Origin of the sequence: Enterobacter cloacae complex sp. FDA-CDC-AR_0164 (assembly GCF_003071645.1) — a bacterium.
Lineage (GTDB): Bacteria > Pseudomonadota > Gammaproteobacteria > Enterobacterales > Enterobacteriaceae > Enterobacter > Enterobacter ludwigii.
In genome coordinates, this window is record NZ_CP028950.1 from 4,473,344 (window position 1) to 4,493,495 (window position 20,152).

General features: G+C 52.0%; 22 protein-coding genes, 2 tRNA genes and 1 other RNA gene. 10 read left to right on the plus strand and 15 right to left on the minus strand.

The window, feature by feature from the left end:
- Positions 1-52: 52 nt before the first annotated feature.
- The 4 genes from AM410_RS22095 to csgB all read right to left on the minus strand — a co-directional run bounded on the left by AM410_RS22095 (position 53) and on the right by csgB (position 1,878).
- Entirely contained in the window at positions 53-373 is a 321-nt protein-coding gene (locus AM410_RS22095; protein ID WP_014169526.1) for a hypothetical protein, read from the minus strand.
- A gap of 159 nt (positions 374-532) precedes the next feature.
- Positions 533-865, minus strand: coding sequence for a curli assembly chaperone CsgC (csgC, locus tag AM410_RS22100; RefSeq protein ID WP_014169525.1), 333 nt, complete (start codon positions 863-865; stop codon positions 533-535).
- A 60-nt stretch (positions 866-925) separates the two neighbouring features.
- Positions 926-1,381, minus strand: a complete 456-nt coding sequence (gene csgA / locus AM410_RS22105; RefSeq protein WP_014169524.1) for a curli major subunit CsgA — start codon at positions 1,379-1,381, stop codon at positions 926-928.
- Between the two features lie 41 nt (positions 1,382-1,422).
- Positions 1,423-1,878 (minus strand): curli minor subunit CsgB, encoded by a 456-nt coding sequence (csgB, locus tag AM410_RS22110; protein ID WP_020884698.1) that lies wholly within the window; start codon positions 1,876-1,878, stop codon positions 1,423-1,425.
- Positions 1,879-2,644: 766 nt separating this feature from the next.
- Between csgB and csgD the strand changes: the two genes are divergently transcribed.
- Genes csgD through csgG form a run of 4 tightly spaced genes read left to right on the plus strand, consistent with a single transcriptional unit; the run spans position 2,645 to position 4,986 of the window.
- The gene (gene csgD / locus AM410_RS22115; protein ID WP_020884699.1) at positions 2,645-3,295 is read left to right on the plus strand and encodes a biofilm master transcriptional regulator CsgD; all 651 of its coding nucleotides are present in this window, start codon (positions 2,645-2,647) and stop codon (positions 3,293-3,295) included.
- A gap of 4 nt (positions 3,296-3,299) precedes the next feature.
- Positions 3,300-3,689 (plus strand): curli production assembly/transport protein CsgE, encoded by a 390-nt coding sequence (gene csgE / locus AM410_RS22120; RefSeq protein WP_020884700.1) that lies wholly within the window; start codon positions 3,300-3,302, stop codon positions 3,687-3,689.
- 23 nt (positions 3,690-3,712) lie between these two features.
- Entirely contained in the window at positions 3,713-4,126 is a 414-nt protein-coding gene (gene csgF, locus AM410_RS22125) for a curli production assembly/transport protein CsgF (protein WP_020884701.1), read from the plus strand.
- Between the two features lie 26 nt (positions 4,127-4,152).
- On the plus strand, positions 4,153-4,986 hold the full coding sequence (csgG, locus tag AM410_RS22130) for a curli production assembly/transport protein CsgG (protein WP_014169519.1): 834 nt from the start codon (positions 4,153-4,155) through the stop codon (positions 4,984-4,986).
- 43 nt (positions 4,987-5,029) lie between these two features.
- On the opposite strand, the gene AM410_RS22135 is transcribed toward csgG, so the two are convergent.
- The 4 genes from AM410_RS22135 to ghrA all read right to left on the minus strand — a co-directional run bounded on the left by AM410_RS22135 (position 5,030) and on the right by ghrA (position 7,944).
- On the minus strand, positions 5,030-5,512 hold the full coding sequence (locus AM410_RS22135) for a DUF1097 domain-containing protein (RefSeq protein WP_073395898.1): 483 nt from the start codon (positions 5,510-5,512) through the stop codon (positions 5,030-5,032).
- Positions 5,513-5,608: 96 nt separating this feature from the next.
- Entirely contained in the window at positions 5,609-6,163 is a 555-nt protein-coding gene (locus tag AM410_RS22140) for a TorD/DmsD family molecular chaperone (protein WP_020884703.1), read from the minus strand.
- 20 nt (positions 6,164-6,183) lie between these two features.
- Positions 6,184-6,921: a phosphatase gene (locus tag AM410_RS22145; RefSeq protein WP_073395896.1), complete on the minus strand. Its 738-nt coding sequence runs from the start codon at positions 6,919-6,921 to the stop codon at positions 6,184-6,186.
- Positions 6,922-7,005: 84 nt separating this feature from the next.
- Complete coding sequence (gene ghrA, locus AM410_RS22150; RefSeq protein WP_020884704.1) at positions 7,006-7,944, minus strand: glyoxylate/hydroxypyruvate reductase GhrA; 939 nt, start codon at positions 7,942-7,944, stop codon at positions 7,006-7,008.
- Between the two features lie 232 nt (positions 7,945-8,176).
- Between ghrA and AM410_RS22155 the strand changes: the two genes are divergently transcribed.
- Positions 8,177-8,264 (plus strand) — tRNA-Ser (locus AM410_RS22155).
- Positions 8,265-8,539: 275 nt separating this feature from the next.
- Here the strand turns inward: AM410_RS22155 and AM410_RS22160 are convergent.
- Positions 8,540-9,445, minus strand: coding sequence for a LysR family transcriptional regulator (locus AM410_RS22160; RefSeq protein WP_068794498.1), 906 nt, complete (start codon positions 9,443-9,445; stop codon positions 8,540-8,542).
- 109 nt (positions 9,446-9,554) lie between these two features.
- Here AM410_RS22160 and AM410_RS22165 point away from each other — a divergent pair, with 109 nt between their 5' ends.
- The 4 genes from AM410_RS22165 (at position 9,555) to AM410_RS22180 (ending at position 11,531) form a co-directional block, all read left to right on the plus strand.
- Positions 9,555-10,415 (plus strand): pirin family protein, encoded by an 861-nt coding sequence (locus tag AM410_RS22165; protein ID WP_040017122.1) that lies wholly within the window; start codon positions 9,555-9,557, stop codon positions 10,413-10,415.
- 20 nt (positions 10,416-10,435) lie between these two features.
- The gene (locus tag AM410_RS22170; RefSeq protein ID WP_040017121.1) at positions 10,436-11,113 is read left to right on the plus strand and encodes an isochorismatase family protein; all 678 of its coding nucleotides are present in this window, start codon (positions 10,436-10,438) and stop codon (positions 11,111-11,113) included.
- Between the two features lie 147 nt (positions 11,114-11,260).
- Positions 11,261-11,348: transfer RNA gene (locus tag AM410_RS22175), tRNA-Ser, on the plus strand.
- A 45-nt stretch (positions 11,349-11,393) separates the two neighbouring features.
- Positions 11,394-11,531, plus strand: a non-coding RNA gene (locus tag AM410_RS22180) — RtT sRNA.
- Positions 11,532-11,647: 116 nt separating this feature from the next.
- Here AM410_RS22180 and phoH read toward each other — a convergent pair.
- The 4 genes from phoH to efeU form a co-directional block, all read right to left on the minus strand.
- Positions 11,648-12,436, minus strand: coding sequence for a phosphate starvation-inducible protein PhoH (gene phoH / locus AM410_RS22185; RefSeq protein WP_024908976.1), 789 nt, complete (start codon positions 12,434-12,436; stop codon positions 11,648-11,650).
- A gap of 499 nt (positions 12,437-12,935) precedes the next feature.
- On the minus strand, positions 12,936-14,219 hold the full coding sequence (gene efeB, locus AM410_RS22190) for an iron uptake transporter deferrochelatase/peroxidase subunit (RefSeq protein WP_108648465.1): 1,284 nt from the start codon (positions 14,217-14,219) through the stop codon (positions 12,936-12,938).
- A gap of 5 nt (positions 14,220-14,224) precedes the next feature.
- The gene (efeO, locus tag AM410_RS22195) at positions 14,225-15,352 is read right to left on the minus strand and encodes an iron uptake system protein EfeO (RefSeq protein ID WP_108648468.1); all 1,128 of its coding nucleotides are present in this window, start codon (positions 15,350-15,352) and stop codon (positions 14,225-14,227) included.
- 42 nt (positions 15,353-15,394) lie between these two features.
- Positions 15,395-16,228 (minus strand): iron uptake transporter permease EfeU, encoded by an 834-nt coding sequence (gene efeU, locus AM410_RS22200; protein WP_020884710.1) that lies wholly within the window; start codon positions 16,226-16,228, stop codon positions 15,395-15,397.
- A 251-nt stretch (positions 16,229-16,479) separates the two neighbouring features.
- Between efeU and AM410_RS22210 the strand changes: the two genes are divergently transcribed.
- Positions 16,480-17,664: a NupC/NupG family nucleoside CNT transporter gene (locus AM410_RS22210; RefSeq protein ID WP_014169507.1), complete on the plus strand. Its 1,185-nt coding sequence runs from the start codon at positions 16,480-16,482 to the stop codon at positions 17,662-17,664.
- A 32-nt stretch (positions 17,665-17,696) separates the two neighbouring features.
- On the opposite strand, the gene AM410_RS22215 is transcribed toward AM410_RS22210, so the two are convergent.
- Together AM410_RS22215 and putP are read right to left on the minus strand one after the other, a co-directional pair.
- Entirely contained in the window at positions 17,697-18,116 is a 420-nt protein-coding gene (locus AM410_RS22215) for a DUF3574 domain-containing protein (RefSeq protein ID WP_020884711.1), read from the minus strand.
- Positions 18,117-18,229: 113 nt separating this feature from the next.
- Positions 18,230-19,738 (minus strand): sodium/proline symporter PutP, encoded by a 1,509-nt coding sequence (gene putP / locus AM410_RS22220; protein WP_020884712.1) that lies wholly within the window; start codon positions 19,736-19,738, stop codon positions 18,230-18,232.
- Positions 19,739-20,152: the final 414 nt, after the last annotated feature.

Here is a 20,152-nt window from a genome sequence, read left to right on the forward strand (position 1 = left end):
TAAAAAACTATCGGGGAAAAACCTCTTCCGCCGGGGAGCGGAAGAGCGAGAATTAACGATACTGAATTTGAACAACCGCGAGCGTTTTTTCGGGATTAAGGTACTTCATGCTGAGAGTTGCGAGGCTGGAATCGTTGACCTGACCGTTAAGTACATCTTCATAGCTGACCCTGCGCGTTTGCATCCGATTATTATCCGGGCATGTCATTGCAAACGCGTCATGATGCGGTGTGACCACGCAGGGGTCTGCGACAATAGCGCCGCGAAAATGAATCACACCACCGTCGACAATCGTGGCTGAAAAAGCGGGAGTAATAAATGCAGAGAGGATCAAACCTAAACCATAAACCCGTCGGGCTAAATATTTGGTCACTATATGTACTCCTCAATGAAAGTCGTCCTTGAGGGGTAAACGCGCTCCGTTAAGGCAAACAAAGCATCACGTTATGGAACAGCACTGCACAGCTCCTGATAACAGCATAGCTCAACCGCGTATGCCCGCCATATCCACAACGTCTTGATTTCATAATCATTAGAGCGCACTTCCCGCCGGGGACCATTGCTGTGATAAATGAAGCGATTTCCCGTCAGAGACAGTGACAGTAATGTTCACCTTGTCTCCGGAATCTATATTTAAACTCAGCCGCATTAAATCAATCGTCTGATTAGCGGGAATAAAAAGTGTGTTTTGTTGCCGTGAAGAACTTTGCCCCCCCTGCCCCTGTCGCAAAGAGACAATCTGCACCTGACATTCACACGGTTCCGTCAGAATAACCTGCGGAATAATGGTGGTCATATTTCCCTGTTGCGATGTTTTAAACGTGATCTGACTGGAAAGCGCCGCGAGGAGAATTAAGGTATTCATGATGAACTCCCGAAAAAAAACAGGGCAAATGCCCTGTTTTTTTGTAGCACAGACTGGAAATTAATACTGATGTGCAGTCGCATGGTTGCCAAAACCAACCTGCTGAACAGTCACAGTGGATCCGGATGCGGTTTGATCAACAGCAGCACCGTTGCCACCACCGTACTGGCTAACGTTCATCACCGAGTGGTTACCATTCCACTGGTCAAGCGTTGCGCTGTTACCGAAACCATTCTGAGTCAGACTAATTGAGCTGTCATCAGAGCCCTGGCCAACGTCAGCGCCGTTACCGCCGCCACTCTGATTAATGGTCAGTGTGGAATTTCTCGCACTGGTTTGCAAAGCGAGAGCCGAGTTACCGCCACCGTACTGGTAAATGCTCAGCGTTGAATTTGGACCACTGTCATGACCACCATGGCCATGCCCGTTACCCCAACCGCCTTGATTAATACTACCGGCCATAGCACTACCAGAAACTACGATTGCTGCAATTGCTGCCACTTTGATAAATTTCATGGTAAACCCCCATCGGATTGATTAAAGTCGCCGCTAAATAACTAACGCTGAATAACGCGAATCGCCATTTGCGACTGTCTCTGCACTACAACTGCGGTTTTCTGCGTACCGTACTGCGTAATATTTGCTCTATTACCCGACCCTTTTTGGATAATTTTCGCACTATTACCATACCCATCTTGCGTAATACCTGCATCATTCGCGCTACCGCTCTGATCGATCCAGGCAATATTATAAGTCCCTGATTGATCAACTCTCGCTCTGTTGCCTGCTCCATCCTGAGAAACAATGGACAATAATTTTGACCCGTCCTGGCGAACCTGAGCATCATTTAACATGCCCTGCTGACCAATAATGGCTGCCTGATTTAATGATGAACGACTTAATTCATTAACCGTGAAGTTATATTCAGCGTTAGCCAAATCTGAATCAGCCGCGATTACAAATCCAGGCGCACCCAGTAATGTAAACATCATAAATAACGATGTATTTTTCATGTTGTCACCCTGGACCTGGCTATTTGATAACGCCATAACCTTGTTACTGTGACTTCGTGTTAGAACGACTCGTAATTTGTTAACGCGTCGTTACGGTGATGAGTATGTCTGCCGAAACATTTTAAATATCTCACCCGCGTGGCTTATTTTTATTTATCACGTCACCTCAAAGTAGTAATTCCATGCAAAAAAACGTTATAGACCGGGGTTCTTATTTTTCTATTAAGCCTTTCTTAATAATCGATTGTGCAGCGGGACGAGAGGGGTAAAGCCCCCATGCAACGGACGCTAAACGAAACGCCAGGAGGACATTTTACACAACACGTGACACGAGACCTGTTTTCTTAAGACGCAGCATCGTTCATTCCAGGACTTAGAAAATCTCTGTGACTCATACCTCTTTACAGGAAGAAATAAATAATTAATATTCATAAAAATCAAACAATTATAAATATTTGTATGATTTTTAAAATCTGTGCAGGGTTATTTACATGTACAACTTTCTTATCATTTCACAACATTTAAAATAGTCCATTTTCACAAATTAATATTGATTTTTACATTCTGTTACACGTTTAACACTTGCTTTAAAGTTAGTAATAGCTAGATTGAAATCAGATGTACGAAATTTGTTTTATATTTACCTCCTGCTGGAGGTTATGGTTTTTTTCTTCACACAGCAGTGCAACATCTGTCAGTACTTCTGGGGTCCTCTTTTTTATCTGGAGGACCGCTGTCAGGTGTCATAAAAAAGTGGGGTTTCATCATGTATAATGAAGTCCAAAGTTTACATGGTCATACGTTACTGTTGATCACAAAACCTTCGTTGCAAGCGACCGCTTTATTACAACATTTAAAGCAATCGCTGTCTCTGCACGGGAAATTACATAATATTCAACGTTCTTTTGATGATATTGCACCTGGCAGTATCATTCTGATTGATATGATGGAAGCGGATAAAAAGCTTATCCATTACTGGCAAGATAATTTAAGCAGGAAAAACAATAATATCCGCGTGTTATTATTGAATACCCCTGATGAGTATCCCTTCAGAGATATTGAAAGCTGGCCGCATATCAATGGTGTGTTCTATATCACGGAAGAAGAAGATCGGCTGGTCGAAGGTCTGCAGGGTATATTGCGCGGCGAGTGTTATTTTTCGCAAAAACTTGCCAGCTACCTCATCACGCACTCCGGAAATTACCGCTATAACAGTTCAGAGTCAGCGCTGCTAACGCACCGTGAGAAAGAGATCCTGAACAAATTGCGCATTGGTGCTTCAAATATTGAAATCGCCCGTTCGTTATTTATCAGCGAAAATACGGTAAAGACGCACCTTTATAATCTTTTCAAGAAGATAGCTGTTAAGAACCGAACTCAGGCTGTTTCATGGGCAAACGATAACCTCAGGCGTTAATCAAATGAAACGCACGTTGAGTTGGATCGCCGCAGCGAGTTTTATGCTCGCTGCCGGGAACGTACGGGCCGTCGAGGTCGAAGTTCCTGGATTGTTAACAGACCACACTGTCTCCTCGGTCGGGCACAATTTTTATCGTGCATTCAGTGACAAATGGGACAGTACATTTACTGGAAATATAACAATCAACGAGCGGCCCAGTGCACGATGGGGAAGTTGGATAACAATAACGGCTAATCAGGACGTTATTTATCAAACATTTTTATTCCCCACGAAAATAGACTTCGATAAAAACGTAGCCTTAGCACTGGCTCAATCAGAAGATGCTATTAATCGCCTGCAAATTGATAAAGCGCTATTAAGCACCAGCGATTTAGCAAAAGACGAATTCTAGCGAACCTATATCCGGAGGCTGTCATGCGTATTGCATATGCAGTTGTTTCGATAATGCTAATAACCCCTATAAGCTGGGCCGGAAATATGACGTTCCAGTTCCGTAACCCTAACTTTGGCGGTAATCCCAATAATGGGGCGTTTCTGTTGAACGAAGCCCAGGCGCAAAACTCCTATAAGGATCCCAGCTTTAAGGATTTTAGCGTCGATACCCCATCGGCACTGGACAACTTCACGCAGGCTATCCAGTCGCAGATTTTGGGAGGGTTGCTGACCAACATTAATACCGGCAAACCCGGCCGAATGGTGACCAACGACTTCATTGTCGACATCGCCAACAAGGACGGACAACTCCAGTTGAACGTTACCGATCGAAAAACCGGGAAAACCTCCACCATTCAGGTTTCCGGTCTACAAAGTGATTCAACGAACTTTTAAACAACAACGAAATAAGGACAACGATCATGCAGCGCTTCCTGATATTTGTTGCAGTGTGCTTATTGAGCGGTTGTTTAACTGCTCCACCTAAAGAAGCTGCAAAACCAACATTAATGCCTCGGGCTCAAAGCTATCGTGATTTAACACATTTACCTGCGCCGACCGGTAAAATATTTGTCTCGGTTTACAACATTCAGGATGAAACGGGACAATTTAAACCTTATCCGGCAAGTAACTTCTCTACGGCAGTGCCACAGAGCGCCACCGCCATGCTGGTGACCGCCCTGAAGGATTCGCACTGGTTTATTCCTCTGGAACGTCAGGGTCTGCAGAACCTGTTAAATGAACGGAAAATTATTCGCGCTGCGCAGGAAAATGGCACCGTCGCGAATAATAACCGCATGCCGCTGGAATCACTGGCCGCGGCGAACGTCATGATCGAGGGATCGATTATTGGTTATGAAAGCAACGTTAAATCGGGTGGTGTGGGCGCGCGTTACTTTGGTATCGGTGCTGATACGCAATATCAGCTCGACCAAATCGCCGTAAACCTGCGTGTCGTCAACGTCAGCACGGGCGAAGTGCTCTCTTCGGTAACGACCAGCAAAACCATTCTTTCTTATGAAGTGCAGGCCGGGGTTTTCCGCTTCATCGATTACCAGCGTTTGCTGGAGGGTGAAATCGGGTATACCTCTAACGAACCGGTCATGATGTGTCTGATGTCAGCCATAGAAACCGGAGTAATCTTCCTGATTAATGATGGTATCGATCGTGGATTGTGGGACCTGCAGAACAAAGCAGAGGCGCAAAACCCGATACTGGTTAAATACCGCGATATGTCGGTGCCTCCGGAATCCTGACAGGAAGCGCATAAAAAAGGCGAGATCATCATCTCGCCTTTTTTTATTCGCTTACCGCAGTGATGTTTTGCGCTTTATCCCGTCTGGCGGCCAGCCAGAGGCCGCTGTTCTTCATGGCATAGCCAAACACCAACCCCAGCATTAGCGAGGGAAGCACCAGCGCCCAGTCCCCCTGCCCTGCAAACGTCGCGCATGCGCCCATAAAGGTACCGGGTACAAACGACAGCAGCATATGCTTTGCCTGGATACACATCAAAAACGCGACTACGCCGGTCATGATATAGCCCAGGATCTCCAGATGCGGGGCCAGCGCGCTGCCCTTCATAATCACGAGTGCCCAGATAACGCCGCTCATCAGGGTACAGCCAGAGATGAATAGCCCTTTTACGCCGCCCTGCGGGCAGGCAAAGTAGGCCGTACAGCCCAGAAACCCGGCCCAACTGAGCAACCCGAGAGAGACCGCCACCCATCCCCATAGTCCGGAGAGAATGCCTGTCGTTAATGCGATACAAAGTAATATGTTCATGGCGCGCATCTTAGCAGAAGCGCGCCATGGAAATGAGATCAGATGCACATTCCGTGCAAGATGAAATGTATGGTTGCAGAATTTATGTGACCTAAATCACTCTTCATCCTCTTCTTCCAGCTCATCCCACATTGCCGCAATGGCGTCGCGGGTCAGCGGAGCCAGCGTTCTCCAGAACGGCGAGGTCGCATGTGCTTCAACTTTGCCGAGGAAAGTACCGCACCACGGCAGCAGATACGCTTCGAAGAGCGTTTCGATAGCCTCGTTCTCATCATCAGCGGCGTGATCTTCAATCCAAGATGCAGCCAGCAGCAACGTTCCGATATGGTCCGCAGGGGTATCCGTCAGCGGCATTCCGCGTTCAGAGAGAAACGCGCGCACTTCCGCTTCCGTCGCCCCTTCCTGCCAGGCTGAACGGTACGGCGAAACGCGGCATTCGTCGCCAATAAACAGTGCGTTGTAATCCGTTGAAATCTGCTGCATATCGCAACTTTTTTGCAGACGCTCCAGCAACTCATCCTGTTCCAGCGGCCAGTTTTGCGCCAGTTTCCCTTCACGAATCAGGGTAAAGAGTGGAACCAACAGCGGGTCTTGCGGCTGACGATAGAACAGCGTACCCAGCACGCGGCAAAGGATGGAAAACTCATTCATTTTTTTATTCCATTACACAATTAAAGATCGGCAAATTCATCAATCGGATCCATTCCGCGTGACTCGAGGAAATCAAGCATGCGGCGTGGGGTAACGTTAAGGATCCTGTCTTCCGGGAAATCCACGTCATTCAGTATTTTCAGGCATTCACTAAAATCACCCAGCGTAAACGCGGTATGGGAATCGGAACCCAGCGCCACCATGCCGCCGGCATCCCGTACTGCAGCTGCCACGGCGCGACAGTTTGCTTCACTGCCCTTACGCGAGTGAACAAAAGAAGAGTTATTGATCTCCAGCGCCACGCGGTGTTTCGCTGCCGCCTGGGCAACAACCTCGATATCAATCGGGTATTTAGGATTGCCTGGATGAGAAATAATGTGCACGTTGCCGCTGGCTATAGCAGCAATCATCGCTCGGGTGTTCGTCTCTTTATCCTGCGGCGCGAAAACCGGCTCATGGAAACCGGCAAGGATCAGATCCAGAGAGGTCAGCATCGGTCCGGTACAGTCGATTTCACCGTCTGTATTTTTAATGTTTGCCTCAATGCCGCGCAGTATCCCAATACCGTCCACCAGACGTGGCCAGATCCGCATATTCACAAAATGCCAGTAGTGCGGCGCATCTGCCATGTCCGGGCCGTGATCGGTAATCGCAAAAAGCGTAATGCCCTTGCGTTTCGCTTGCGCGATATAATCATGGAGGTTGCTATACGCGTGGGTACTGGCGACGGTGTGCATATGCAGGTCAACGGGATACATCTTTCTCTCCTCTGCGGTTTTTCCAAAGGATAGCAGTTATCTGCAGCGAATATTAGCAAAAACCCGGCTAACGCCGGGTTTCACTCAGTAGCCGCGCTGTCTGTCGACCTGTCCGGTTACCGGATGGCCCTGCTCCATCTCACTGATGGTGTGGGTAATATAGGCCACAGCTTCCGCCGGACGCGTGACCGCTGCAATGTGCGGCGTCATCGCCACACGCGGATGTGCCCACAGCGGGCTTTCGGCCGGTAACGGCTCGCGGCTGTACACATCCAGCATCGCCCCTTTCAGTTTTCCGCTGTTCAGCGCCTGAAGCAGATCGGACTCAACAAGGTGTACCCCGCGTGCCAGGTTCATTACGTAACTCTGGTCGGCCAGTTGATTAAGCAGTGCACCATTGATAATCCCCACCGTTTCGGCCGTATTTGGCAGCAGGTTGATGAGCACGCGCGTACCGTTCAGGAACGCAGGAAGCTCATCAGCGCCGGCAAAACTTTCTACGCCCGGATAATCCTTGCGGCTACGGCTCCAGCAGCGCAGTGGGAAGCCCCACGGGGCAAGTGCTTCAGCGACTTTTGAGCCGAGCACGCCAGCCCCGAGGATACCAATGGTAAAATCTTCGCGCTGATAATCCGGCAGCGGTTCCCAGTGGGATTGCTGTTTTAGTGCCTGATAGTCGTCGAAGCGGCGGAACCAGTGCAGCACCTGGCTGACAGCATACTCCTGCATTTGCTGGCCCATGCCGGTATCTTCCAGGCGGAAAAGGGGGATCTCTTCCGGCAGCATTTCAGGGTGTGCTTTCAGTTTGCTCAGAATCGAATCCACGCCGGCGCCCAGTGCAAAAACGGCCTTCAGTTTACGGCCCTGGAGCATTTCTACCGGCGGATGCCAGACCAGCGCGTAGTCAGCATGTTCGTTATCACCACGTTTCCACTCACGCACGCGCGCCCCGGGCAACGCCGCCGAAAGTGCCTTAATCCAGTAAGCAGTATCAAAAGTGGGGTGATAGAAGATTATATCCATAGTCATTCCTGCCTTTTATTGCGCTGTTTTGTGTTCATTTTCAACTGGATTGCCAGCATAACAAATTTTTACCGCCACCGCGTTGTTGATAAAAAAGGCGCTTTCAGCACATTTAAAAGCCATGTTGACTGAAGTTTGTCTAAATGCACTGATTTACTGAAAAAGTGAGTTGACGCCAGTTCGGCTTTTCCTTACATTAGCGCCCGTCCCGGCAACAACGGGATGACAATATGGTGAGGTGTCCGAGTGGCTGAAGGAGCACGCCTGGAAAGTGTGTATACGGCAACGTATCGGGGGTTCGAATCCCCCCCTCACCGCCATTTTCAAGATAAGAGCTCGTACGAAAGTACGGGCTTTTTTCTTTTATATTCCCCGGACAGGGGGGATGAGAATCCCCGACCGGGCTTCGACAACGGGCGACAGCCAGTTGGACAGACTGAGCGCGCAGCGAACAGGCTGCCCGCAGGGCGAGCGAAGCGAGTCAATCCCCCCCTCACCGCCATATTCAAGATGAGAGCTCGTACGAAAGTACGGGCTTTTTTCTTTTATATTCTCCGCCAGTGCAGCATGCGCCCTGAGCCCCTCTCCCGAAATATTAATCTTCCACCATCCGCGCATACTCTTCGGTAAGAAAATCCACCAGTGCCCTGACAGACGGGAGTAACCCGCGTCTTGAAGGATACACAGCATGAATCACCTCACGTCGTGGCTCCCAGGCATCAAGTACGCGAATGAGGTCCCCTGACGCAAGCTGCTCTTTCACCATCAATATGGGCAACTGCACCACGCCGATACCCGCTATAGCCGCTTCACGCAATGCCAGCATATCGGTAGTGATCAGGCGAGGATGGTAATGGATTTCCGCCTTCGCCCCTTCGGGACCGCTCAGTTCCCATTTATGGATGTGTTTACCCTCGTTCGTGCTTAATCCAGGCCAGGCACTGAGTTCAGAGGGCACCAACGGTTTACCCATCCGCTGAATCAACGCCGGTGCGGCGACCAGACAATGTCCCCGGTCAGCCAGTACCCTTAACACCAGATCGCTGTCATCGAACGGACGCGGGCGCACGCGAATCGCGACATCAATCCCCTCCCCCACCAGGTCTACCCGCCGGTTGGTTGCCTCAAGCTGCAGCGCGATCCCTGGATAGCGCGCCATAAATCTCGCCAGCATCGGGCCAACATGGACATGCAACAATGTTATCGGGCAGGTGATCCTGACAATACCGCGCGGCTCAGCCTGTAACGCGGCCACCGCCTCCTCAGCAGCTTCTGCTTCCACCATCATCGCTTTACAGTGCTGATAGAAGGTCTGACCTACTTCTGTCACCGTAAACTGCCGCGTTGTGCGATGTATTAACCGCACGCCAAGCCGCTCTTCCAGCTGAGCTATCCGGCGGCTTAGCCGGGACTTCGGCAAATCGAGCGCACGCCCCGCTGCAGCAAAACCACCGTAGTCGACCACCTTCACAAACCAGACGAAGTCATTGAGATCCTGCATAAATCCTCATCGTTCTATTTTTAGAACAGTGAATGCCATTTTCACTATCTACCGGGATATTAACGCTGAATATAAGCTAATTACATCAACAACGCTTCAGGAGTTCATCATGAAAAACGTAACAGGCGTGTATACCGCTCCCCGTCAACACTGGGTTGGTGATGGTTTCCCGGTACGTTCAATGTTTTCTTACCAGACACACGGCGAGCCGCTCAGCCCGTTCTTGCTGCTGGACTACGCCGGGCCATACACCTTCCCGGCGGATGGGGCAAAGCGCGGCGTCGGCGAGCATCCGCACCGGGGTTTCGAAACGGTCACCCTCGTCTATTCCGGCGAAGTTGAACATCGCGATTCCACCGGCAGAGGCGGCGTAATAGGCCCCGGGGACGTGCAATGGATGACGGCGGGCGCTGGCATTTTGCACGAGGAGTTCCACTCCAGCGCGTTCGCGCAGAAAGGCGGTGAACTGAAAATGATGCAGCTGTGGGTCAACCTGCCTGCCAAAGACAAAATGGCGACGCCGGGCTACCAGAGCATCACTAAGGCGGATATCCCTGTGATCACGCTGCCGGATAACAGCGGCTCGCTGCGGGTTATCGCAGGTCGCTACGAGGATGTTGCAGGCCCCGCGCACACCTTTTCGCCGCTAAACGTCTGGGACATCGCGCTCAATCAGGGTAGCCATCTCACGCTCAGTCAGCCGGAGGGATGGAGCACGGCGCTGGTTGTGATGGAAGGCACCATTACAGTGAACGGAACAGCCCAGGCAGGCGAGGCACAGCTGGTTGTATTAAGCCAGCAAGGCGACACACTCCATCTGGAAGCGAGCCTCGATGCCAAAGTCCTACTGATGGCCGGCGAACCGCTGAATGAACCCATCGTGGGCTATGGGCCGTTTGTGATGAACAGTAAAACCGAAATCGCGGAAGCCATTCGTGATTTCAACTCCGGCCGCTTCGGCCAGATCTGATGGTAATAAAGGAGAAGAAGATGTCTGCACCTGCAAATTTTAACGGCTCACGCCCGGTTATTGATGTAAACGATGCGGTGATGTTGCTTATCGATCACCAGAGCGGACTTTTCCAGACCGTGGGGGATATGCCAATGCCAGAGTTGCGCGCACGTGCTGCGGCGCTGGCAAAAATCGCTACCCTGGCGAAGATCCCGGTGATCACCACCGCTTCTGTTCCGCAGGGACCGAATGGCCCCCTTATCCCGGAGATCCACGCTAATGCGCCACATGCGCAATACGTTCCACGTAAAGGTGAGATCAACGCCTGGGATAACCCGGAGTTTGTGGCTGCGGTGAAAGCCACCGGGCGCAAAACGTTGATCATCGCCGGCACCATCACCAGCGTCTGCATGGCGTTTCCCTCTATTAGCGCAGTCGCGGAGGGTTATAAAGTGTTTGCGGTTATTGATGCCTCCGGCACCTACAGCAAAATGGCTCAGGAGATCACCCTGGCGCGCGTGGTCCAGGCCGGGGTGGTACCGATGGATACCGCGGCGGTTGCCTCTGAGATCCAGCGGACATGGAACCGGGAAGATGCAGCCGAGTGGGCTGAAGTGTATACCCATATCTTCCCTGCCTATCAGTTGCTGATCGAAAGCTATACCAGAGCACAAGAGGTGGTCAAAAACAGCGAAGTGCTCGATTCACAGCGTTAATCACCGGCTCCACGGTCAAAAAGACGTGGAGCTGATTATTGCTTAACCGAACAAGCACTAAAGCAGAAAATCTGCTTGACCGTTTTAGCGCAACTCCCTATAGTAGCGCCCCGTTGCCCCCCAAGCGGTCAGGCAGCAAAACAATATGGTGAGGTGTCCGAGTGGCTGAAGGAGCACGCCTGGAAAGTGTGTATACGGCAACGTATCGGGGGTTCGAATCCCCCCCTCACCGCCATATTCAAGATAAGAGCTCGTACGAAAGTACGGGCTTTTTTCTTTTATATTCCCCGGACAGGGGGGGATGAGAATCCCCGACCGGGGTTCGACAACGGGCGACAGCCAGTTGGACAGACTGAGCGCGCAGCGAACAGGCTGCCCGCAGGGCGAGCGACGCGAGTCAATCCCCCCCTCACCGCCTTATTCAAGATGAGAGCGCGTACGAAAGTACGGGCTTTTTTCTTTTATATTCCCCGGACAGGACGCCCGCACGAAAAACAAAGCCCGGTTTCCCGGGCCTTGAACACAACGGCTAACTCAATAGTACGCTTGCAGCGTGCGCTGGCAGAGCGCTGAACGCACGCAGTCTTCTTTCGTGAAGCGTACCACCCCAATCATCTCATCTTCCTCAAAACGTGACATGGCGTCGCTCAGTCCGGACTTCACGCCCGACGGCAGATCGCACTGGGTAATATCACCATTGACGATGACCGTCACGTTTTCCCCGAGGCGCGTTAAAAACATCTTCATTTGCGCTGCGGTCACGTTCTGAGCCTCGTCAAGAATGACGACCGCATTTTCAAATGTACGTCCGCGCATATAAGCGAACGGCGCGATTTCCACCTTGCCAATCTCTGGTCGCAGACAGTACTGCATAAAGGATGCTCCCAGACGTTTCACCAGCACGTCATAGACGGGCCTGAAGTAAGGGGCAAACTTCTCTGAAATATCTCCGGGCAAGAAGCCAAGATCTTCATCAGCCTGCAGTACCGGACGGGTGACAATAATTCTCTCCACGTCTTTATGGATCAGCGCCTCTGCCGCTTTGGCTGCACTGATCCACGTTTTCCCGCATCCGGCTTCGCCGGTTGCAAAGATGAGCTGTTTACTCTCGATAGCATTCAGGTAGTGCGCCTGAGCCTCATTGCGCGCCACAATTGGAGAATTATCACGGCTGTCTCGGGCCATGCCAATTGCTTCTACGCCACTCATCTGCACAAGCGAGGTGACCGATTCTTCTTCACGCTGTTTATGGCTACGTGAATCCCGTCTCAGCACACGTTTTGCTTCGCGACGAGCTTTGATCACTGCTTTTTGTCTTCCCATGGATAGCACCTTGAGTTGTTGGTATTCATCACACGTGCCAGTTTCAGCACGATTATGCGCACGAACATCAGAGGGTTGGCTTCCTTGTAAGCCATTGCTTGCTTTACCGGATGACGCAACAGAACGGCTACGCGCACCATTCTGCACGTCGGTCGAAAGAGATTCTTGAGTCGAGGGGGATAATTTTGTGGTGAGGAAATCGCTGCCGGAGTCTGAGCCTCCGCGCCGGGTGCTGCGGGTGTTGTGTTTACCATGTCCAGTACAGGACGCAACCATTCGCGATCTCCATAGTGATTCAGCATCACTGCCGGGAACTACCGCTGTCTTATCTTAAGTACATCAGGAGTTATCATAAATGCAACATTTATTTTACCTGAACGTAACTTTAAGACTGTCCCTACAGTGGAAATCAGTCTCATACAGGAATATTACAGAAATATAACAGCAGGACAGGCATATGAAAAAATAATGTCCCCGCGAATTATCGCAGGGACAATTATCAGGCTTCAATCAACCCTTGAGCGAGATAGGCGTTGCGATCGCGTGCGCCAGGCAGGGCAAAGAAATAACCGCCGCCGATGGGTTTAATGTACTCTTCCAGCGCTTCCCCGTTTAAGCGTTTCTGTACGGTCAGGAAGCCCTTCTCCAGGTCGTGCTGATAGCAGACAAACAGCAGCCCCATATCGAGCTGGCCAGCGTTGGTTACGCCAAGTGAATAGCTATATCCCCGACGCATCATCAGGCTGGATTGTGTCTCTTTGGTACGCGGATTGGCCAGGCGGATATGGCTGTCCAGCGCGATGACATCGCCATTCGGATCGCTGGCGTAGTCAGGCACATCATGCTCGTTCTTCATCCCGAGCGGAGCGCCACTCTGTTTATCGCGGCCAAAAATCGTCTGCTGCTCTTTGAGCGGCGTACGGTCCCAGAACTCCACGTGGAACTGAATAATCCGCACCGCCTGATAACTTCCCCCCACAGCCCATGCCGGCTCGCCCTGATCGGCCGTCACCCAGACCACCTCTTTCATGAGCGGGTCATTACGGCTGTCCGGGTTGGCCGTGCCGTCTTTAAAGCCCAGCAGGTTAACCGGCGTCTCTTTCCCTTTGCTGCGGGCGGCATGGTCAGAGATAAACCCTTCCCGCTTCCAGCGAACGCTCAGCAGGTCCGGCGTGTGCTTGATGATGTCGCGCAGCGCGTGGATCACCGTATCCTGGGTGTTGGCGCAAATTTGCAAGAGCAGATCGCCATGGCAGAGAGCAGCATCCAGAGAGTCATTCGGGAAACGCGTCATTTTCTGCAGCGCTTTTGGCTTCTGTTTTGCCAGCCCGTAGCGCGCATCAAACAGCGACTCACCGAGCGAAACGGTTATCGTCAGGTTATCCGGAGCGATAAATGCCCCGAGGATACCGGAATCCATCGGCGGCAGACGCGGGTTAGGCGTGTCCGGCGCCGGACCACCGGCGGTGAGAAACGCGATGCGCGTCGTCAGCAGGCGGAACAAACGCTCAAGATCGGCTTTATCGCTTGCCAGCGAATCAAAAGCCACCAGCATCATGGAGGCCTGCTGTGGCGTCAGAATGCCCGACTGATGCTCGCCATAAAAAGGCTGCGTCTCCATGCGTGCATTGGGTGACAGCGTGCCGGGAGCACTTTGCGATTTCGCCGCATGCGCCACCGGGCACCCTCCGGCCAGAGCAAGGGCGCCCCCCAGCGCCCCTACCCCTTTTAACAATCGACGACGTGAAGGTTCCACCACGTCGTGTTCATTCTGCTTGTTCATCGTGCTTAATCCAGACCCAGTACGCCACGCAGCAGGGAGAGATCTTCCGCCAGTGTGGTAATCGGGCCTTTCAGCGCGTTACGGTCGGCATCGGTCAGTTTATCGTAGGTTTCAAACCCGTCTTTGGTACGGTACTTCGCCAGAATGGTGTCGACTTTTTTGAAGTTGGCATCCACTTTCGCCAGCAGTTCGCTGTTATCTTTCTGCAACTGAGGACGCAGCAGATCGACAATTTTCTGCGCGCCATCGACGTTCGCCTGGAAGTCCCACAGGTCGGTGTGGCTGTAACGGTCTTCTTCACCGCTGATTTTACTTGCCGCCACTTCTTCAATCAGACCCGCGGCACCGCCCACCACTTTTGATGGCGGGAAGGCCAGCTCGCCGATGCGTTTTTGCAGCTCAAGCACGTCACTGTTCAGCTGATCGGCATATTTATCCATCCCTTTGAGAGTGTTATCGCCAAACAGGGCTTTCTCCAGACGGTGGAAGCCGGTAAATTTCGGGTCGGCGGCTTTCTGCTCAAAATCATCTTCACGGGCATCAATGCTGCCATCCAGGTCAGAGAACAACTCGGCAATCGGCTCAATACGCTCGTAATGCTGGCGGGTTGGCGCATACAGGGATTTCGCTTTCGCGATATCGCCCGCTTTTACTGCATCGGTGAAGGCTTTGGTACCGGTAGCCAGGTCCGCTGTCTCTTTGATGACATACGCTTTATAAGCAGTAATCGCATCACCCAGGCTCAACAGAGCCGTGCCTTTTGCGGCATCGGCCGTGGCGTTGCCCTTCACGATAAGCTTGCCTTTAGGGTTCGTCAGCAGCCCGCAGGTCATCTCATATTCACCCGGTTGCAGGTTGGCGGTCATCTTCTGACTAAAGCCCGGCGCGATATTTTCACGCTCTTCCACCACCATGACGCCTTTCAGAATTTCCCACTCCAGCGCCTTCTGGCTGTGGTTCTGAATAATAAACTGGGTTTTGCCGCTGTTGACCGTGATGGTCATTGGCTCGCACTGCTTATCATTGACCGAAACCTTGACCTGCGGAACATCCGCGCTCCAGGCGGAAAATGCTGAAGCGAACAGCGCGGCAATGCCTGCGCATAACGCACTACGACGGAACTGAATTGCCATGACTCTTCCCTTTAAAAGTATGTTGTAACTAATACAGTCAGATTACGGCGCAACGCGCGACGTCTGAGTGCCGGTGCGCGGCGGCATGGCAAACAGCACCAGCGCCGGAACCAAATAGATAAAGTACATCGCCACTTCGCTGACGCTCGGCGTTTCCTGGTAACCAAAAATACCTTCGAGCAAGGTACCGGTCAGGGAGTGCGTTGAGAGCACGTTACTGAGGTCGAACGCCACTTCCTGGAAGTGATTCCACAGGCCCGCTTCGTGGAAAGCGCGGATCGCCCCCGCCGCCAGCCCAGCGGCCACCAGCAGAATAAACAGGCTGGTCCATTTAAAGAACGCACCCAGGTTAAGACGAATGCCGCCCCAGTAGAGCAGGAAGCCCAGCACCACCGCAGTGGCCAGACCCAGCATCGCACCCAGCGGTGGCCAGATCCCCACATCCTGCTGAAATGCCGCCAGCAGGAAGAAAACCGACTCCAGCCCTTCCCGCGCCACGGCGAAAAAGACCATCATGATCAGCGCCCAGCCGTGGTTATTGCCCTTTTGCAGGGCGTTATCCACCGCCTGCTCAAGCTGCACCTTCACGTTGCGGGACACTTTACGCATCCAGAACACCATCCAGGTGAGGATTACCACGGCAATGACGGCCACGATCCCTTCAAACAACTCTTGCTCTTTCTGGGGAAACTCACCGGTGGTTTCATTGATAAGAATGCCAAGGCCCAGACAGAGTGCTGCGGCGAGGAATACCCCAATCCACATGACACCAATCCAGCGTCCACGCTGGGTTCGCTTCAGATAACTGGCGATGAGGCTGACGATGAGGGCCGCTTCGAGACCTTCACGTAACATAATGAGAAATGGAACAAACATGCCGACACCTTAAATGTTTATCGCGGTCAACTGATGCAAAGAAAGGTAAATTCTTGTGATAGTGATTATCATTACGCCAGCAAGAAAAACAAGCGAAATGTGTGTTGTTTTGATGACGAGTTGTAAACACCCAGCCTGGTAATAATTGCTGGCGTTATCGTTAAGTTTATAAGTTATAGCGAAAATGCCCATTTACGGTTAATCAGGGCTGTGGCTAAATATCTGCCTCAAAAACCAACTGAAAATTAACCATGTTTAACATTATCCATTTCCTGCTGGCGCTGGTGATTATTCTTGCGCTTGCCTGGCTGGTGAGTTTCGACCGCCGAAAAATTCGCATTCGTTTTGTTTTACAGCTGATTGTCATTGAAATAGCCCTGGCGTTCTTTTTCCTTCATGCCGAAAGCGGGCTGTTCATTATTAAATATGTCTCGGGATTCTTTGAGTCACTGCTGAAATTCGCGGCCGAAGGCACCAATTTCGTCTTTGGCGGGATGGGTGAAAAAGGACTGGCGTTCATTTTCCTCGGCGTACTCTGCCCGATTATTTTTATCTCCGCACTGATTGGTATTCTTCAGCACTGGCGAATTCTGCCGATTTTTATTCGGGTGATCGGGACACTGCTGTCAAAACTGAATGGCATGGGTAAGCTGGAATCGTTCAACGCGGTGAGCTCGCTGATCCTCGGACAGTCTGAAAACTTTATTGCCTACAAGGGTGTACTGGGCGACCTCTCCTCTCGTCGTCTCTTCACCATGGCGGCCACGGCCATGTCGACGGTATCCCTGTCGATTGTCGGTGCCTATATGACCATGCTCGACGCCAAATTTGTCGTTGCCGCGCTCATCCTGAACATGTTCAGCACCTTTATTATTCTCTCCATTATCAACCCGGCGCGCCCGGAAGCAGAGCCGGACATCAAGCTTGAAAAGCTGCACGAGTCCCAGAGCTTCTTCGAAATGCTTGGCGAGTATATTCTGGCCGGTTTTAAAGTGGCGATGATTATTCTGGCGATGCTGATTGGCTTTATTGCCCTTATTAGCGCCGTTAACGCCCTCTTCTCCAGCGTATTTGGTATGAGCTTCCAGCAGATCCTGGGCTATGTATTTTATCCGCTGGCGTGGCTGGTTGGTATTCCGCTGAGCGACGCGTTGAATGCCGGCAGTATTATGGCAACCAAGCTGGTCGCAAATGAATTTGTGGCAATGATTGAGCTGCAAAAAATTGCGCATCAGATGTCACCCCGCGGACTGGGCATTTTGTCCGTTTTCCTGGTGTCGTTCGCTAACTTTGCCTCTATCGGCATTGTGGCCGGGGCGATCAAAGGCCTGAACGAGCAACAGGGGAACGTGGTATCGCGTTTTGGCTTACGTCTGGTGTATGGCGCGACGCTGGTCAGTTTGCTGTCCGCCAGCTTTGCAGGACTGGTGCTGTAAGCGATAACGGCGGGTTCTCCCGCCGTTTTTCATTAAAACTGCACGCACACCGGCTGATCGACCCGCATCACCGACTCCTGCGCGAAGCGTGATTTATAAATACCGCGCAACGCTTCAATATTCTTCTCGCTCTGCGCATCTTTACCGTGGATCAGCATAAGCGCCTTACTCGGTTCACGCGCCACTTTCCCGTCGTTACCCAGCCACTGCCCGCGCGCATCAAAGACCGTCAGGCCATCGCGAAAACGCGGCGTCACGTCCTGGTCAACGAACTGCTGCCACTCGCCGGTGGTGATTTGCGCGCCTGCGGGACGGTTTAGCCCGAAATAGAGCGTGGTTTGCTGCATCTGGTTATCCGCTTTGCAGGTCTCCATCGCCGCGTGTTGCGGCGGCATACTGCAGCCCGCCAGCATCAATAATGCCGCTGCCATTACCCCTGTTTTGATTGTCATGCTTCGCTATCCTCATTGTTATAAGCACAGCGATATCATCGTAAATTGCGGATTTTGGCAAGAAAAAAGCCGGGTAGCGCGCGCTTACCCGGCCTGACTATCAGCGAAAAAGATTACTCAGCCTGCAGCTTAGACGGCGGTGCAGTGTGATAGTGTGCGTCTGCTTCAGCAAAACGTTTCTGCATTGAGGCAGAAGGCGCTTTCCCCAGCAGGCTGAACACCACAATGCCGATACTGCCGAAGATGAAGCCCGGAATAATTTCGTACAGACCGAGCCAGGCGAACTGCTTCCAGACGATCACGGTAAGCGCACCGATAATCATCCCCGCCAGCGCGCCGTTGCGGGTCATGCGCGACCACAGCACCGAGAAGAGCACCACCGGACCAAACGCCGCACCAAAGCCCGCCCACGCGTAGCTTACCAGGCCCAGCACGCGGTTCTCAGGGTTTGCCGCCAGCGCAATGGCAATTAAGGCCACCACCAGCACCATGAAACGCCCCACCCATACCAGCTCTTTCTGGCTCGCATCTTTACGCAGGAACGCTTTGTAGAGGTCTTCGGTGATTGCACTTGAGCAGACCAGCAGCTGGCAGCTCAGGGTGGACATCACGGCCGCCAGGATCGCGGAGAGGAGAATACCGGCAATCCACGGGTTGAACAGAATGCCCGCCAGTTCGATGAACACACGCTCGGCGTTCTGGTTTACTGCACCTGCCTGCGCCGGGTTATTGTTGAAGTAAGCGATGCCGAAGAAGCCAACCGCACAGGCACCCGCCAGACAGAGGATCATCCACGTCATACTGATACGACGGGCATGAACAATCGTGTGGTGAGAGTCAGCGGCCATGAAGCGCGCCAGAATATGCGGCTGACCGAAGTAGCCCAGACCCCAGCCCATCAGAGAAACGATGGCGACAAAGTTCAGCCCTTTCAGCATGTCGACGTTTTCAATGCTCTTCTGCTTAATCACTTCCAGCGAATCAGCAAAGCCGCCGACGGTGAAGATGACAATGACTGGCGTCAGGATCAGAGCGAAAATCATCAGGCTCGCCTGCACGGTGTCAGTCCAGCTTACGGCCAGGAAACCGCCCACGAAGGTATAAAGAATGGTTGCCGCAGCACCGGCCCACAGCGCCGTTTCATAGCTCATGCCGAAAGTGCTTTCGAACAGGCGCGCACCGGCCACAATGCCAGAGGCACAATAGATGGTGAAGAACACGAGGATAACCAGCGCAGAGATAATGCGCAGCACGCGGCTGTTATCTTCAAAGCGTCCGGTGAAGTAATCCGGCAGGGTCAACGCATTGTTGTTGGCTTCGGTATGCACGCGCAGACGGCCTGCAACCAGCTTCCAGTTGATCCATGCCCCGACGGTCAGGCCAATGGCGATCCAGCTTTCAGAAATACCGGAGATGAAAATCGCCCCCGGCAGACCCATCAGCAGCCAGCCGCTCATGTCGGACGCGCCCGCAGAGAGTGCGGTGACCATCGGCCCTAAGCTACGCCCGCCCAGAATGTAGTCGTCAAAGTTCTTTGTTGAACGCCATGCCAAAAACCCTATCAGGATCATGCCAAATATATAAACGAGAAATGTCACCAGCATCGGTGTGCTAATTGCCATTCAAATTCTCCAAAATGTCGAGCGACAACCGTCCGGGTTGCCTTGTTATGTCATCACCGGAACGTAGTGATGTGTGTATGTGTTTCTGTTGGCCGCGCGTATCCTGCCGTAAGCAGTGCTCGCACACAAACGATTTAACACTGCATTTACATCAAATTCATCCCTGGTTTTATACGTCTTTCGTATAGGTTGCACTCGCTCACGCTTTTACGGGTTGCACCTTTTAAAAGTGTTAAGTCCCGCATAAAAACAGGCCTCTCATCCAGAAGCCAGCACTTTTTTCCAGCTAACCATCTCTTAACAATCCATTCATTTCCTGGGTTGCAAACCAGGTCACATTTAACACGGTTGCACAAAGTTGCAACATGGTGGATATTTCACGCTATCGATAGCACACGACGACAGAACAACAGG

What these genes read in the sequence shown, in the direction of transcription:
- csgC (WP_014169525.1), bottom strand. Translation starts at nt 865, where the DNA reads ATGAATACCTTAATTCTCCTCGCGGCGCTTTCCAGTCAGATCACGTTT.
- csgA (WP_014169524.1), bottom strand. Translation starts at nt 1,381, where the DNA reads ATGAAATTTATCAAAGTGGCAGCAATTGCAGCAATCGTAGTTTCTGGT.
- csgB (WP_020884698.1), bottom strand. Translation starts at nt 1,878, where the DNA reads ATGAAAAATACATCGTTATTTATGATGTTTACATTACTGGGTGCGCCT.
- csgD (WP_020884699.1), top strand. Translation starts at nt 2,645, where the DNA reads ATGTATAATGAAGTCCAAAGTTTACATGGTCATACGTTACTGTTGATC.
- csgE (WP_020884700.1), top strand. Translation starts at nt 3,300, where the DNA reads ATGAAACGCACGTTGAGTTGGATCGCCGCAGCGAGTTTTATGCTCGCT.
- csgF (WP_020884701.1), top strand. Translation starts at nt 3,713, where the DNA reads ATGCGTATTGCATATGCAGTTGTTTCGATAATGCTAATAACCCCTATA.
- csgG (WP_014169519.1), top strand. Translation starts at nt 4,153, where the DNA reads ATGCAGCGCTTCCTGATATTTGTTGCAGTGTGCTTATTGAGCGGTTGT.
- AM410_RS22135 (WP_073395898.1), bottom strand. Translation starts at nt 5,512, where the DNA reads ATGAACATATTACTTTGTATCGCATTAACGACAGGCATTCTCTCCGGA.
- AM410_RS22140 (WP_020884703.1), bottom strand. Translation starts at nt 6,163, where the DNA reads ATGAATGAGTTTTCCATCCTTTGCCGCGTGCTGGGTACGCTGTTCTAT.
- AM410_RS22145 (WP_073395896.1), bottom strand. Translation starts at nt 6,921, where the DNA reads ATGTATCCCGTTGACCTGCATATGCACACCGTCGCCAGTACCCACGCG.
- ghrA (WP_020884704.1), bottom strand. Translation starts at nt 7,944, where the DNA reads ATGGATATAATCTTCTATCACCCCACTTTTGATACTGCTTACTGGATT.
- AM410_RS22160 (WP_068794498.1), bottom strand. Translation starts at nt 9,445, where the DNA reads ATGCAGGATCTCAATGACTTCGTCTGGTTTGTGAAGGTGGTCGACTAC.
- AM410_RS22165 (WP_040017122.1), top strand. Translation starts at nt 9,555, where the DNA reads ATGAAAAACGTAACAGGCGTGTATACCGCTCCCCGTCAACACTGGGTT.
- AM410_RS22170 (WP_040017121.1), top strand. Translation starts at nt 10,436, where the DNA reads ATGTCTGCACCTGCAAATTTTAACGGCTCACGCCCGGTTATTGATGTA.
- phoH (WP_024908976.1), bottom strand. Translation starts at nt 12,436, where the DNA reads ATGGGAAGACAAAAAGCAGTGATCAAAGCTCGTCGCGAAGCAAAACGT.
- efeB (WP_108648465.1), bottom strand. Translation starts at nt 14,219, where the DNA reads ATGAACAAGCAGAATGAACACGACGTGGTGGAACCTTCACGTCGTCGA.
- efeO (WP_108648468.1), bottom strand. Translation starts at nt 15,352, where the DNA reads ATGGCAATTCAGTTCCGTCGTAGTGCGTTATGCGCAGGCATTGCCGCG.
- efeU (WP_020884710.1), bottom strand. Translation starts at nt 16,228, where the DNA reads ATGTTTGTTCCATTTCTCATTATGTTACGTGAAGGTCTCGAAGCGGCC.
- AM410_RS22210 (WP_014169507.1), top strand. Translation starts at nt 16,480, where the DNA reads ATGTTTAACATTATCCATTTCCTGCTGGCGCTGGTGATTATTCTTGCG.
- AM410_RS22215 (WP_020884711.1), bottom strand. Translation starts at nt 18,116, where the DNA reads ATGACAATCAAAACAGGGGTAATGGCAGCGGCATTATTGATGCTGGCG.
- putP (WP_020884712.1), bottom strand. Translation starts at nt 19,738, where the DNA reads ATGGCAATTAGCACACCGATGCTGGTGACATTTCTCGTTTATATATTT.